11 protein-coding genes are annotated in these 13,993 nt (G+C 60.1%); 10 read left to right on the top strand and 1 reads right to left on the bottom strand.

The features are described from left to right. Positions 1-9: 9 nt before the first annotated feature. The 10 genes from urtB to ureC all read left to right on the top strand — a co-directional run bounded on the left by urtB (position 10) and on the right by ureC (position 8,760). Positions 10-1,512 carry an urea ABC transporter permease subunit UrtB gene (gene urtB, locus KGA81_RS10710; RefSeq protein ID WP_223545772.1) on the top strand — a complete coding sequence of 501 codons (1,503 nt, stop codon included), beginning with the start codon at positions 10-12 and terminating at the stop codon, positions 1,510-1,512. Next, a complete protein-coding gene (urtC, locus tag KGA81_RS10705) occupies positions 1,512-2,591 on the top strand; it encodes an urea ABC transporter permease subunit UrtC (protein ID WP_223545771.1) in 1,080 nt (359 codons plus the stop codon). Before urtB ends, urtC begins: the two co-directional genes overlap by 1 nt. After that, the gene (gene urtD / locus KGA81_RS10700) at positions 2,588-3,457 is read left to right on the top strand and encodes an urea ABC transporter ATP-binding protein UrtD (protein WP_223545770.1); all 870 of its coding nucleotides are present in this window, start codon (positions 2,588-2,590) and stop codon (positions 3,455-3,457) included. The genes urtC and urtD overlap by 4 nt, the downstream gene beginning before the upstream one ends. Positions 3,458-3,587: 130 nt before the next feature. Next, the gene (gene urtE / locus KGA81_RS10695; protein ID WP_223545769.1) at positions 3,588-4,286 is read left to right on the top strand and encodes an urea ABC transporter ATP-binding subunit UrtE; all 699 of its coding nucleotides are present in this window, start codon (positions 3,588-3,590) and stop codon (positions 4,284-4,286) included. A 30-nt stretch (positions 4,287-4,316) separates the two neighbouring features. Continuing rightward, positions 4,317-5,156: an urease accessory protein UreD gene (locus KGA81_RS10690; protein ID WP_223545768.1), complete on the top strand. Its 840-nt coding sequence runs from the start codon at positions 4,317-4,319 to the stop codon at positions 5,154-5,156. 42 nt (positions 5,157-5,198) lie between these two features. Then, positions 5,199-5,501 carry an urease subunit gamma gene (gene ureA / locus KGA81_RS10685; RefSeq protein ID WP_223545767.1) on the top strand — a complete coding sequence of 101 codons (303 nt, stop codon included), beginning with the start codon at positions 5,199-5,201 and terminating at the stop codon, positions 5,499-5,501. Between the two features lie 9 nt (positions 5,502-5,510). Beyond that, positions 5,511-6,044 carry a GNAT family N-acetyltransferase gene (locus tag KGA81_RS10680; protein ID WP_223545766.1) on the top strand — a complete coding sequence of 178 codons (534 nt, stop codon included), beginning with the start codon at positions 5,511-5,513 and terminating at the stop codon, positions 6,042-6,044. A gap of 7 nt (positions 6,045-6,051) precedes the next feature. Further along, a complete protein-coding gene (locus KGA81_RS10675; protein ID WP_223545765.1) occupies positions 6,052-6,585 on the top strand; it encodes a GNAT family N-acetyltransferase in 534 nt (177 codons plus the stop codon). Continuing rightward, on the top strand, positions 6,585-6,890 hold the full coding sequence (locus tag KGA81_RS10670) for an urease subunit beta (protein WP_223545764.1): 306 nt from the start codon (positions 6,585-6,587) through the stop codon (positions 6,888-6,890). Before KGA81_RS10675 ends, KGA81_RS10670 begins: the two co-directional genes overlap by 1 nt. Before the next feature lie 169 nt (positions 6,891-7,059). Then, positions 7,060-8,760, top strand: a complete 1,701-nt coding sequence (gene ureC / locus KGA81_RS10665) for an urease subunit alpha (protein WP_223545763.1) — start codon at positions 7,060-7,062, stop codon at positions 8,758-8,760. A gap of 44 nt (positions 8,761-8,804) precedes the next feature. Here ureC and KGA81_RS10660 read toward each other — a convergent pair whose 3' ends face one another. After that, positions 8,805-13,886 carry an NEL-type E3 ubiquitin ligase domain-containing protein gene (locus KGA81_RS10660; protein WP_223545762.1) on the bottom strand — a complete coding sequence of 1,694 codons (5,082 nt, stop codon included), beginning with the start codon at positions 13,884-13,886 and terminating at the stop codon, positions 8,805-8,807. Between the last annotated feature and the right edge of the window lie 107 nt (positions 13,887-13,993).

Genomic DNA, 13,993 nt, shown 5'->3' with positions numbered 1-13,993 from the left:
CGACTATTTATGCCCACCGCCCTTTATCGCTTCATCTTGACCATTGCAATGCTGTTGCCAATGGCCACTTACGCCGGTGACGCCGAAGACTTCGTCGCCGCCAATCCCGTGCAGCAGGCCAAATTACTGGAAACCTGGGCCGCGCAGCCCGATCCTGCCCGTATCGAGTTGATCAACGCCCTGCAACAAGGCGAGTTGACCCTCGACGGCCAACCGAAAACCCTGCGCCTGAACAACCGCCTGCGGGGGCTGATCGACACCGCGCTGGCCAGCCATCAGTTGCTCGCCGCCGACGCCAAAACTCGTCTGGTGGCTGCGCAGCATTTACAGAAAGGCGCCAAACCGGCGCAGTTGAAATTCCTCGACCAGCAGCTCGCTGGCGAACGGGACGAAGGTGTTCACGCGGCATTGAGTCTCGCCTTGGCCAACTTGCAATTGGTGGACGCAGATCCGGCCGTGCGCCTCGCCGCTGTGCGCCTGCTCGGCGAAACCGGCGATCCGCTGGCCCGCACACGCCTCGAAAACCTGCTGGAGCCGGGCGTCGAAACCGACGCGAATGTGCATACCGCTGCCGAAACCAGCCTCGCTCAAGTCAAACGCAAACTGCTGGTCGGCGAGATGCTCGGCCAGGCATTCAGCGGTATGTCGTTGGGATCGATTCTGCTGCTCGCCGCCCTCGGACTTGCGATCACTTTCGGCCTGCTCGGTGTGATCAACATGGCCCATGGCGAGATGCTGATGCTCGGCGCCTACTCGACCTACGTGGTGCAGTTGATGTTCCAGCGCTTCGCCCCGCAGGCCATCGAGTTCTATCCGCTGATCGCGTTGCCAGTGGCATTTTTCGTCACCGCCGCCATCGGCATGGTGCTTGAACGCACGGTGATTCGCCATCTCTATGGCCGCCCGCTGGAAACCCTGCTCGCCACTTGGGGCATCAGCCTGATGTTGATTCAACTGGTGCGTCTGGTATTCGGCGCACAGAACGTCGAAGTGGCCAACCCGGCCTGGCTGTCGGGCGGGTTTCAAGTGCTGCCGAACCTGGTGCTGCCGTACAACCGCATCGTCATCATTGCCTTTGCGCTATTTGTGGTGGTGCTCACGTGGTTGCTACTGAACAAGACTCGTCTGGGCCTGAACGTGCGGGCAGTTACGCAGAACCGCAACATGGCCGCCTGCTGCGGCGTGCCCACCGGGCGCGTGGACATGCTCGCCTTCGGCCTCGGCTCGGGCATCGCCGGCCTCGGTGGCGTGGCCCTGAGCCAGATCGGCAACGTCGGCCCGGACCTCGGCCAGAGCTACATCATCGACTCGTTCCTGGTGGTGGTGCTCGGCGGTGTCGGTCAGTTGGCCGGTAGCGTGCTGGCGGCGTTCGGCCTGGGGATCGCCAACAAGATTCTCGAGCCGCAGATCGGTGCCGTGCTCGGCAAGATCCTCATCCTCGCGCTGATCATTCTGTTCATCCAGAAACGTCCGCAAGGCCTCTTCGCACTCAAAGGACGGGTGATCGACTGATGAACCAGCCCCTGCTCGTTACCGCGACCCAAAAAGCCGGCCCCAAAGTCTCGATTGCCGTAGGTGCGGTGATCCTCGTTCTGTTGCTGGCATTGCCGCTGCTGTCGCTATTACCGGCGGACAGTACTTTGCATGTCTCCGCCTACACGCTAACGCTGGTGGGCAAGATCCTTTGCTACGCCATCGTCGCACTGGCGCTCGATCTGGTCTGGGGTTATGCCGGCCTGCTGTCCCTCGGCCACGGCCTGTTCTTCGCCCTCGGTGGTTATGCCATGGGCATGTACCTGATGCGCCAGGCCTCGGGCGATGGCCTGCCGGCGTTCATGACCTTCCTGTCGTGGACCGAAATGCCATGGTTCTGGACCGGTACCAGCAGCTTCCTCTGGACCCTGTGCCTGGTGGTATTGGCGCCGGGGTTGCTGGCGTTGGTGTTCGGCTTCTTCGCCTTTCGTTCGCGGATCAAGGGCGTGTATTTCTCGATCATGACCCAGGCCCTGACCTTCGCCGGCATGTTGTTGTTCTTCCGCAATGAAACCGGCTTCGGCGGCAACAACGGATTCACCAACTTCCGCACGATTCTAGGTTTCGGCATCACCGAACCAGGTACCCGCGCCGTACTGTTTTTCGCCACGGTACTGTTGCTGATGGCGAGCCTGTACATCGGCTGGCGCCTGGCGCAAAGCAAGTTCGGCCGGGTCCTGACGGCGCTGCGCGACGCGGAGAACCGCCTGATGTTCTGCGGCTACGACCCGCGTGGGTTCAAGCTGTTCGTCTGGGTATTGAGCGCGGTGTTGTGCGGTCTGGCCGGTGCGTTGTACGTGCCGCAAGTCGGCATCATCAACCCGAGCGAAATGTCGCCGACCAACTCCATCGAAGCGGCAGTCTGGGTGGCTCTCGGCGGGCGCGGCACCTTGATCGGTCCGCTGCTCGGCGCCGGCGTGGTCAACGGCATGAAAAGCTGGTTCACCGTGGCGTTCCCCGAGTACTGGCTGTTCTTCCTCGGCGCGTTGTTCATCGTCGTGACCCTGTATTTACCCAAAGGCGTGATCGGACTTTTGAAGAAAAGAGGTGAGCAATGAGAGTCACTGCAACCGCTGAATTCATGCTCGAACCCGCGTTTTTTCCTGTGGAGCCCAACAAGGACGCCGGCAGCAGCCGCGATGCCATCGGCCTCGGCCAACGTGCCGGCAAAGGCCTGAATACGCGCCACGGTACCATCCTGACCCTGGAAGACATCAGTGTCAGCTTCGACGGCTTCCGCGCGCTGAACAATCTGAATCTGTACATCGGCGTCGGCGAACTGCGCTGCATCATCGGCCCCAATGGCGCGGGCAAGACCACGCTGATGGACGTGATCACCGGCAAGACCCGCCCCAGTCACGGCAAGGCATGGTACGGCGAAACCCTGGACCTGACGCAAATGAGCGAAGTGCAGATCGCCCAGGCCGGTATCGGTCGCAAGTTCCAGAAGCCGACGGTGTTCGAGGCCCTGACGGTGTTCGAGAACCTGGAACTGGCGCAGAAAACCGACAAATCCGTTTGGGCCAGCCTGCGGGCGCGCTTGAACGGCGAGCAGAAAGACCGCATCGCCCAAGTGCTGGAGACCATTCGCCTGACCTCGTCGGTCAATCGCCCGGCGGGCCTGCTGTCCCACGGCCAGAAGCAGTTCCTGGAGATCGGCATGTTGTTGATGCAGGACCCGCAATTGCTGCTGCTCGACGAACCGGTGGCGGGCATGACCGACGCCGAAACCGAATTCACCGCCGAGCTGTTCAAGAGTCTGGCCGGCAAGCACTCGCTGATGGTAGTCGAGCACGATATGGGCTTCGTCGGTTCGATTGCCGACCACGTAACTGTGCTGCATCAGGGCAGCGTGCTGGCCGAAGGGTCACTGGAGCAGGTGCAGGACAACGAGCGGGTGATCGAGGTGTATCTCGGTCGCTGACCTGCAAATACAGAACCTGTAGGAGCTGGCTTGCCAGCGAAGAGGTCATCACCGTCAACATCAAAGTTGACAGGCCTACCGCTTTCGCTGGCAAGCCAGCTCCTACAAGGGATTTGAGGAGAGTTCGAACATGCTGCAAGTCGACAAACTGCACCAATATTACGGCGGAAGTCACATCCTGCGCGGCCTGACATTTGACGTGAAGGTCGGCGAAGTCACCTGCCTGCTCGGGCGTAACGGCGTAGGCAAGACCACCCTGCTCAAATGCCTGATGGGTTTGCTGCCGGCCAAGGAAGGCGCAGTGAAGTGGGAAGGTAAACCGATCACTACGTTCAAGCCGCACCAGCGTGTGCATGCCGGCATCGCTTACGTACCGCAAGGCCGGGAAATCTTCGCCCGCCTGACCGTGGAAGAAAACCTGCTGATGGGGCTGTCACGCTTTCCCGGCAGCGAAGCCAGGGAAGTCCCTGCCTTCATCTACGAGCTATTCCCGGTGCTGCTGCAAATGAAGCAACGGCGCGGCGGCGACCTGTCCGGTGGCCAGCAACAGCAACTGGCCATTGGCCGGGCGCTGGCCAGCCGCCCTCGCCTGCTGATCCTCGACGAGCCTACCGAAGGCATCCAGCCGTCGGTCATCAAGGAGATCGGTGCCGTGATCAAAAAACTCGCCGCACGGGGTGACATGGCAATTCTGCTGGTGGAGCAGTTCTATGATTTCGCCGCCGAACTGGCTGACCAGTACCTGGTGATGTCCCGAGGCGAGATCGTGCAACAGGGTCGCGGAGAGAATATGGAGGCCGAAGGTGTGCGCGGTCTGGTTACGATCTAATCTGTAGCGTCCTGACGATAATTGAAAATCATGAATTCAACAGCCCAGACAACGCTGTTCACCCCGAGCTGGCACGCCGAGCTGGAGCTGGGTTACGCCCGCTTCGGCGATAGCACACGTCCGGTCCAGCGCCGCCACTTGGGTCCGCTGCGGGTACAAAAGCATCTGTATGCCGAAGGGCCTGGAGTCTGCCAACACATCATCGTCCACCCGCCAGGCGGGATTGCCGGCGGTGATCGGCTGGATATTTCAGCCCGCGTCGAGCGCGATGCCTGGGCGCAGATCACCAGCCCCGGCGCGGCCAAGTGGTATCGCGCCGCCGGCCCCGCCTATCAGCGGCTGGAGTTGAAGGTGGCAGCCGGTGCGACACTGGAATGGCTACCCCAGGAGACGATCATTTTCAGCGCGGCCCAGGCTGAACTCAGCACCTGCATCGACCTTGAAGGCGATGCACGGCTGTTCTATTGGGACGTCGTGGCCCTGGGCCGGCCAGCCAGTGGCGAGCGTTTCGACCTTGGGCACTTCCAGGCACATCTGGATATCCGCCGCGACGGCCAGTTGCTCTGGCATGAACGCCAGCGCGTTGTCGGGGCGGACGGCTTGCTCGATTCGCCTATCGGGCTGGACGGGCAACCGGTGTTTGCGACGTTGTTGGTGACGGGTGAGGTCGATAGCGAACTGCTGGAAACCTGCCGCTCGCTGCCCAACGATGTGCGCGGGGATTTGACCCAGCTGCCGGGGTTGCTGGTTGCCCGATGCCTGGCCAGTGAGGCGCTGTTGGCGCGGGGCTGGCTGATTGATTTGTGGCGATTGCTCAGGCCGGCGTTGCTCGGCCGCGATGCCGTCCCACCCCGAATATGGAACACCTGACAAATTCAAGATCTTTCAACTGCCGAATATGGATTCTCAACGATGGACCTGACCCCACGCGAAAAAGACAAGTTGCTGATCTTCACCGCCGGCCTGGTGGCCGAGCGACGTTTGGCTCGCGGCGTGAAACTCAATTACCCGGAAGCCATGGCCTACATCTGCGCCGCGCTGCTTGAAGGCGCACGCGACGGGCGGACGGTGGCCGAGCTGATGCACTTGGGAACCACCCTGCTGACCCGCGAACAAGTGATGGAAGGAATCCCGGAAATGATCCCGGAAGTCCAGGTCGAGGCCACCTTCCCCGACGGCACCAAACTGGTCACCGTCCACCAACCCATCGCCTGAGGCCGCGCCATGACTTACCACATCCGCGATGCCGTGCATGCCGATCTGCCGGCCATCCGTGACATCTACAACGACGCTGTGCTCAACACCACGGCGATCTGGAATGAGCATGCGGTCGACCTCGACAACCGCCAGGCCTGGTTCAGCGCCCGGCAATCCCAGGCTTATCCGATTCTGGTGATTGTCGATGCCGACGACACGGTGCTCGGGTACGCCTCGTTCGGCGACTGGCGGCCATTCGACGGTTTCCGCCACACCGTCGAGCACTCGGTCTATGTGCGTAGCGACCAGCGCGGCAACGGCCTCGGCCCGCAACTGATGCAAGCGCTGATCGAACGCGCCAAAGGCTGCGGCAAGCACGTGATGGTCGCGGCTATCGAAAGCGGTAACGCTGCCTCCATTCGTTTGCATGAACGCATCGGCTTTATCACCACCGGGCAAATGCCGCAGGTCGGCACCAAGTTCGGTCGCTGGCTGGACCTGACTTTCATGCAACTGACCCTGAATCCCGGCGCACTACCGCCAGGCATCAACCAGGAGTAATCCCTCGATGAACCCCGCCCAACTGCGACGCGTCAACGTTGAAAGCTTTGCGCATTATCGTCAGGGCCTGATCGACCTGCTGCTCGATGCCGTCGGTTATGGCGCCAGTGTCGGCTTCATGGCTGATCTCGATGCGACCCAGGCCCACGCGTATTTCGATGAGGTCCAGGACAGCCTGAACAAGGGCAGAGTGTTGCTGTGGGTGGTGGTCAAGGACGAGCAGGTGCAGGCCAGTGTGCAACTGAGTCTGTGCCCGAAAGCCAACGGCCTGAACCGTGCCGAAGTGCAGAAGTTGCTGGTGCGCGAACATGCGCGGCGTCGCGGCCTCGGCCAGCAACTGATGAGCGCTCTGGAGGCGGTCGCTTTGCAGCACAAGCGCGGCATGCTTTATCTCGACACCGAAGCCGGCTCGCCCGCCGAAGACTTCTACCAATCGCTGGGTTATACCCGCGCCGGTGAAATTCCCGATTACGCCTGTGACCCGAGCGGCCGCTACAAGCCGACGGCCCTCTACTACAAGATTCTCCAAGGAGCCCATTGATGATTCCCGGTGAATACCAGATCCAGTCCGGCGAGATCGAGCTCAACGCTGGCCGGCGCACCCTCAGCCTCAAGGTGGCCAACAGCGGCGACCGGCCAATCCAGGTCGGCTCGCATTACCATTTTTTCGAAACCAACGACGCACTGTCGTTCGACCGCAACGCCAGTCGCGGCATGCGCCTGAACATCCCCGCCGGCACGGCGGTGCGTTTCGAACCGGGGCAGAGTCGCGAGGTCGAGTTGGTGGACCTGGCCGGGCATCGCCGGGTGTTCGGCTTTGCCGGGCGGATCATGGGCGATCTCTAAGTCACGCAGCGCCAGTACCGGCCCCTTCGCCGGCAAGCCGGCTCCTACAGGGAATCGCATTCCAACACCGCTATTGCGGCGAAATCTATTCCCCCTGTAGGAGCTGGCTTGCCAGCGAAAGCGAGCACAGCGAGCGGTCTCCAAATCAATTGAATCCCAAGGCATGCGCATGAAAATCTCAAGACAAGCCTACGCCGACATGTTCGGCCCCACCGTCGGCGACAAGGTGCGTCTGGCCGATACCGAGTTGTGGATCGAAGTGGAACAGGACTTCACCACCTACGGCGAAGAAGTGAAATTCGGTGGCGGTAAAGTCATCCGTGACGGCCAGGGTCAGAGCCAGCTACTGGCCGCCGAGGTGGTCGATACCCTGATCACCAACGCGCTGATCATCGATCACTGGGGCATCGTCAAGGCCGACGTCGGCCTCAAGGACGGGCGCATCGCGGCGATCGGCAAGGCCGGCAACCCGGACATCCAGCCCAATGTCACCATCGCCATCGGCGCCAGCACTGAAGTGATCGCCGGCGAAGGCATGATCCTCACCGCCGGCGGCATCGATACCCACATCCACTTCATCTGCCCGCAACAGATAGAAGAAGCACTGATGAGCGGCGTCACCACCATGATCGGCGGCGGCACCGGGCCGGCCACCGGCACCAATGCGACCACGTGCACCTCAGGTCCCTGGCACCTGGCGCGCATGCTCCAGGCCGCCGATGCCTTCCCGATGAACATTGGCCTGACCGGCAAGGGTAACGCCAGCCTGCCGGAGCCGTTGATCGAACAGGTCAAGGCCGGCGCCATCGGCCTCAAGCTGCACGAAGACTGGGGCACCACGCCAGCGAGTATCGACAACTGCCTGAATGTGGCCGACCAGTACGACGTGCAGGTGGCGATCCATACCGACACCCTCAACGAGTCGGGCTTCGTCGAAACCACCCTCGCCGCCTTCAAGGGCCGCACCATTCACACCTACCACACCGAAGGTGCCGGTGGCGGCCACGCCCCGGACATCATCAAGGCCTGCGGTTTTGCCAACGTGCTGCCGAGCTCGACCAACCCGACCCGGCCGTTCACCCGCAACACTATCGACGAACATCTCGACATGCTGATGGTCTGCCACCACCTGGACCCGAGTATCGCCGAAGACGTGGCCTTCGCCGAAAGCCGCATTCGTCGCGAGACGATTGCCGCCGAAGACATCCTCCACGACCTCGGCGCGTTCTCGATGATCAGCTCCGACAGCCAGGCCATGGGCCGCGTCGGCGAAGTCATCACCCGTACCTGGCAGACCGCCGACAAGATGAAAAAACAACGCGGCCCACTACCCGGCGACGGTGAAGGCAACGACAACTTCCGCGCCAAACGCTACATCGCCAAATACACCATCAACCCGGCGATCACCCACGGCATCAGCCATGAAGTGGGTTCGGTCGAAGTGGGCAAATGGGCGGATCTGGTGCTCTGGCGCCCGGCGTTTTTCGGCGTGAAACCGACGCTGATTCTCAAGGGCGGCGCCATTGCGGCCAGCCTGATGGGCGACGCCAATGCCTCTATCCCGACGCCGCAACCGGTGCATTACCGCCCGATGTTCGCCAGCTTTGGCGGTTCGCTGCACGCCACCAGCCTGACCTTCATCAGCCAGGCGGCGCAGCAGGCCGGCTTGCCGGAAACCTTAGGTCTGAAGAAGAAAATCGCCGTGGTCAAAGGTTGTCGCGACGTGAAGAAAACCGATCTGATTCACAACGATTACCTGCCGGAGATCGACGTCGATCCTCAAACCTATCAGGTCAAGGCTGACGGTGTGTTGCTGTGGTGTGAGCCAGCGCAAACCCTGCCAATGGCCCAGCGCTACTTCCTGTTCTGAGCATTGCAAGAAGCCCCGGACGCCATGCGTTCGGGGCTTGCGGGTCAGCTACCGATTGTGGTGTTCACCTTGTCCAGTTTGGCTCGGCCCAGAGCCTGCCGGGTCAACGTTTTTTCGAGCGCCTTGATGGCCTGGAATACGTCTTCATCCTCAGCGTTTTCCAGCCTCAGCTTGAGGGCATCGAACTCCTGCCGATAGGTCGTTTCCATGAAGGTTTGCCAGATCGGTTGCTCAAGGATCCGCTCGGTCAGCAAGTCCCCTTCCTCCAGGGCCAGCACACGTTGACAGGCAGCCTCGATCATCTCCTTGCTCACCTTGGAAATAGCCCGAAACTGCATGCCTCGCGCTTGCCATGGCAGATCCAGGCGTTCCGCCAGATCCGTCATGTAAGCCAGATGCACCTCGACTTCATCGATGGTTCCACCTTCGGTTCCGGGGCGATAAAAGGTTTCTCCGGCCCGTAAGCGCTCAGCGACACGCTCGCGGGCAATCCTGCCCAGTTCGTCCAGACGCGACTTGCCCCTCGCCAGTTTCAGCAACTCGGCTTCCACCAGCGCCGGATTGGCCAATGAGCGGGCCTCGTGCACCAATACCTCGACGCCCATGGCATTGAACAACTGAGTGCCGCCATCGACACAGTTGGTGGTACTGGTCGCCTCGGCAAACAGTTTTTCCCGCAGCTCGGTTCTTTCGGCCATGGCCTCGAGCATGCGCCACACTTTGGCGGTGAGTTCGATACGATAACTTTTGTCGTCGGCCTTGAAATCATAGGACTCGGTCAGCCGCCGGATTTCATTGAAAAACGGCAGCGAGCCATACTCGTCTTCGACGTTGTCCCAGATGGGCTGTTTCGCATTCCACTCTGCGTTGCTCAGCCCTTCTCCCCATTCGGAGCTGTCGAGTACGCCGCGTGGGGGATAGGCTCGATCAGGGTCCAGGCCGATCGATTCGATGTACGTGCGCACCCGCTCAAGGTTCTCGGGTGAAATCCAGCCATCTTCGCGAGTAAAGAACGTACGCGCCAGCAACTCCGCACGGAAGGAACCGGGCGCCACTTCGGGAATTTGCGTGAGCACATTGAACTCAAGGTTCAGATAAATGCTGCGCGGGCGATTCCGGCCAAAGTAACCCGTGGGCCAGGTATTGAGCTGGCAATGGTTAAGGGTAATCGCCTGTAAGTTGGGCATACGACTGATATCAGGCGGCAAGCGCAACGGGTTGTTATCCAGACGCAACAGGTGCATGCGGGTCAGTCCTCGCAGGCGGGCGATCCCTTCGCTGTCCAGGGAGATGTTGTTATCGCTGAGCACCAGATGAGTCAGCCGGCGCAGATTGCCGATCTCTTGAGGAAACAGGGTCAATCTGTTTTGCGTCATGTTCAACTGCCGCAATTGCCGGAATGGCCGCAGGAATCGGACATGCTCATCACGCAGTCGTACATTGTTCAGGCTGAGTTCGGTGACGTGATCAAAATTGGCCGTCAGTTCAGGCATTGTCGCCAAATGCCTGTCCAAAGGAAATCCATCCAGATTCAAAGCTTGCGGCGCCACGATACCTGGTGCCTCAACACCCGCTCGGCCGGTGCGCCGCCAGCATCTGAGGAGCCTCACGTAGATTTCGTTTCTGGAGTCCCACTCCGAGCGACCGTCGGGCATAACACGCCGGGCAGATTGCTTGACCCAATTACTCATTGACTCAATGAAGAGGTTGAACTCGGCTTCCAGCTCGGATATTCGCTCATCTGCCAACGCACCAAAAGAGTTCAGAAGCGCCTGAACCTGACTGTCATCCAGACCTGGAAGAAGTGAGCTTATACGCCTTCGCAAAAGATCCGGATCTTGTGAGCGCATCCTGTAAGCTCGCATTCCGCCACGCAAACGCATGATCTGCGGGTCGTATTCGGGCTTGCGTATCGGATGATCCAACAGGGTTTTCGAGAACGTGTCGTGTGACAGTGGCGCTTGTTTAACCGCCTGCTGCAATTGGGCTCCCTGATTGATCTCATACCCCAGCGTTTTGCGTTCGGCATCGGGCAAGGCATGCAGCAATGCCCCGTACAGATCGTCCGCTCCCTGCAGATGGCCACCCTCATGGTCGTAAGCTTCATAGCGCCCGTCCTCGCGCAATACCAACACCTTGCGCACCGAGGCATCGACCGGACCAACGCTGTCTTGCAGTGCACCGGTGAAGGAAAAATCGCGGACTTCGATGCGCATATCCGTTGGCCATTTCGGCCAGTTTGCCAGGGTATGCAGGACCAGTCGGCCGGTGTCGGCATTACTCAATTCGTCTAGATAAAGCCCTTCGTAGGCGCGACTCAAGCGCAAGCCGAACACAGACTTGCGCGCCATTTCGCGCAAGCGCAACGGGATCCGTCTGTCTCGGGTCAATTTCAACAACTCGGCTTCAGTGGCATCCTCCAGCAGGGCTTGTGCGGTGGCGTTCGACAGGTCCGGAAAATCCCGCTTCAGCAGGTTTATCCGCGCATCGCTGGTGGTTTCACGGGCCTCGTACAACGTATCGAACAGTGTTTTTTTGCTGTCTTGCGCCTGGCGGGCGATGCGTTTTTGCAGCTCGGCAATACGCGCCGAGCGTTCTTTCGCAACTTCACTGCCGAACCAGTCCTGCAACTGCGTCTCGCTGAGGGCGTCAACCACTCGTGTCGGCAGGCGGCCTCCGCAAACATCCGCCCGGGAAATGTTGAGAGTATTTTCAGGCGTAGCCTCAGCTGCACCGAAATTCAGTGATGGTCGGCCCGAAGCGGCATCGGCTTCCAGCACCAGGGCCCTGGATTCTGGCCAGCCAGGTAATGAAGTAACAAACCCCGTCACCTTCTCCGACAGTTCCTGTGGCACCTGACCATTGAGGATTTGCGCACTGAGCTTGTCAGCGTCCGCGTAAGCCTTGAAGCGCTTCAGCGTGTCCATGAGCAAGGGCGCAGGTGGCTCATTTTCGACATGCATACGACGTAGCACGCCTTCGTCGACACCGCTGACCTGCTGCACCTGATTCAGCATCTCGTCACTGATCCCGTCCACTGATGGACCGAGGCGCCGCAACAGCTTGCCCTTGCCCCATTCCATCGGCTTTTCGAATTCCGTGTGCCAGGCACCAGCACCGTTGTGTTCGATGTTCAGTTGATAGGCATCTGGCCGCTTGGGATGTTGCAGTCGGGGCTGTCCCGTGAGCGGATCCTCCTTGAGCACGAATTGCTTGCTCTCCAGCGGCAGCACTTTGCGCCCGTCATGCTCGATGACGCCGAAGTCATCGGGCGTTGCGGTTTCGGGCAGCGCCAGGCGGTGCTCGTAAGGCCCATGATCGCGTTTGATCAGACGCGTTTTTCCGTTGGGCAGTTCCACCGGTTCAAGGCTGTCGATCAGGGGTGACGGTCTGATCGGCGTGGGGCCTTTGGGCAACACGTGCCCCATGGACATCAGGGCCAATTGCGCACCATTGATCAAAAAACCGTTGATATGCGCCGCGCCCTCTTCGACGTCACCCTCACTCCAGTCTTCGATGCCCTCGACCAGTTCCGCCAGCAATTGCGCGGCCATCAGGCCCAGCATGGCCGGCCCCAGCGCTGGCACCAGCATTACGCCAAAGTTGAACAGGTTCCAGGCGACGTCCAGATAACCGCTCAGGCGTTTCCAGCGAGCGTTGGCGTCTTCGTCATCGGTCGGCACCGCGATCAGTCGGGCATCGGCGATGGCTTTGTCGCGACGCTCACGAAACAGACGGTCCCACAGCTCGTCGCTGATCAGATGAGTGACAGGTTGCGCATCCGGGTTTTCGACCGGCGTTTCTCGCCACCATGGCCCCATGTCCAGCGGTTCACGCTGTTGCCAGGTGATGGTCTTGAGCCGTTCATTGACCCGGCTGAAAAAAATCGCCTTGTCTTTCTGCGCGACAAAACGATTGAAAAAAACCTGGTAGTCACTTTCACGCAGTTGGCCGATCAACGTTTTCATGAAGTCGGTGAGCGAGGCGTATTCCTTCAGCGGATGATCCGGATCATCCGGTACCCAGGCGATCAGATGCCCGCTCAGCCGATTCTGGCTGTAGATTTCGTCCTTGTGCAGCATCTCTTCCACCACGCCTTTCGGGCCGTTGGAAAAAAAAGCCTTGAGCAGGCGAAAGGTATCGAAGCCGCTGGCTAGCGAGGGCGCTGCCCGCAGGGAGAAGTCAAGCCATTGCTTGCGTGCATCAGGCGTCAGGCCATCAATGGCCCTTTTGACCGCCGTTGGTTCGGCCACCGCGCTGAACAGCACAACGCCGGTCATCCGGCAGCCCATTAACGACAAACGATGACTTTGCAGCGGATGGCCATGCCACTGGATATCAGACTTGCCGTCGATCACTGCGCCGATCGTTGCGTAACCGTACAGGCCGATATCGCCCTTGAGATACGCCGTCATCGATGCCAGTTTAAGGGCCGCTTTGTCACTGGCGATCGAACGCTCCTTGAGCAGGCGAGCGGCATTGGCATCTGCGGGGGTGAGCAATGACTTGATGTGGGTCTGGTATTGCCCGCCTATATCGAGGCGGCGGCACAGTGCCGCAAATTTTTGCGGGGTGATGACCTTGTTCTCGTGCAGGTCGCCACGAAAGTCCTTGTGTAACACCGCGGAGCCGCTGCGAAACGCATCATCACGGGTTTCATCCTTTTCGAAGTTGTGTAGCGCCGCTTCGAGCAGCGTGGAGCGACGGATAGTACTGGCCTGGGTATCGATTACACCGGCGATTTTGTTCGGCACATACAGGCGCAATTGCAGGTCATTCGGATTGCCATGCTCGTTGAAGTTCGAGAGCAACAGGGTTTTGAGCAACGGCTCGGCGAAGGCCTTGATGTCGTGCTGTAAATCGCCAAGCAATTCGTCCAGCCGCCCTTGCAGGCGCCAGCGCTCGTCGATGAGTTGCTTGAGATAGTCGCGGTCTACCGGTCGGGCTTTCAGATACCAGGAGGGGAACGGCGGCCGTACATCCAGCGCCGTCAGGAGCCTGGCCCGTGGTGCTTCCGTAATCGCCTTGGGGATCAACGGTTTTATCCGTTGGTGATGAACCCCGTTGTCTTCCTTTTTTGCCGGACTTGACGGCCCTGTTGGATTGCTTCCTTGCAATTCAGGCATGTCTTGAACACCTTCAAACCATTGATTGGGTCTCTATGGTTATGCGCTTGTCCCGTGAACAAAAGCGCAAATAATCGTTGGTTCAATGTACAGAAACAGCCCTGTGC

The organism is Pseudomonas sp. A-B-19 (assembly GCF_019947515.1).
In the GTDB taxonomy this organism is placed as follows: Bacteria; Pseudomonadota; Gammaproteobacteria; order Pseudomonadales; family Pseudomonadaceae; genus Aquipseudomonas.
The sequence above is the reverse complement of the archived record's forward strand: the minus strand, read 5'-3'. Positions and strand labels throughout refer to the sequence as shown.

Coding starts and splice junctions, on each gene's coding strand:
- urtB (WP_223545772.1), top strand. CDS start 10: ATGCCCACCGCCCTTTATCGCTTCATCTTGACCATTGCAATGCTGTTG.
- urtC (WP_223545771.1), top strand. CDS start 1,512: ATGAACCAGCCCCTGCTCGTTACCGCGACCCAAAAAGCCGGCCCCAAA.
- urtD (WP_223545770.1), top strand. CDS start 2,588: ATGAGAGTCACTGCAACCGCTGAATTCATGCTCGAACCCGCGTTTTTT.
- urtE (WP_223545769.1), top strand. CDS start 3,588: ATGCTGCAAGTCGACAAACTGCACCAATATTACGGCGGAAGTCACATC.
- KGA81_RS10690 (WP_223545768.1), top strand. CDS start 4,317: ATGAATTCAACAGCCCAGACAACGCTGTTCACCCCGAGCTGGCACGCC.
- ureA (WP_223545767.1), top strand. CDS start 5,199: ATGGACCTGACCCCACGCGAAAAAGACAAGTTGCTGATCTTCACCGCC.
- KGA81_RS10680 (WP_223545766.1), top strand. CDS start 5,511: ATGACTTACCACATCCGCGATGCCGTGCATGCCGATCTGCCGGCCATC.
- KGA81_RS10675 (WP_223545765.1), top strand. CDS start 6,052: ATGAACCCCGCCCAACTGCGACGCGTCAACGTTGAAAGCTTTGCGCAT.
- KGA81_RS10670 (WP_223545764.1), top strand. CDS start 6,585: ATGATTCCCGGTGAATACCAGATCCAGTCCGGCGAGATCGAGCTCAAC.
- ureC (WP_223545763.1), top strand. CDS start 7,060: ATGAAAATCTCAAGACAAGCCTACGCCGACATGTTCGGCCCCACCGTC.
- KGA81_RS10660 (WP_223545762.1), bottom strand. CDS start 13,886: ATGCCTGAATTGCAAGGAAGCAATCCAACAGGGCCGTCAAGTCCGGCA.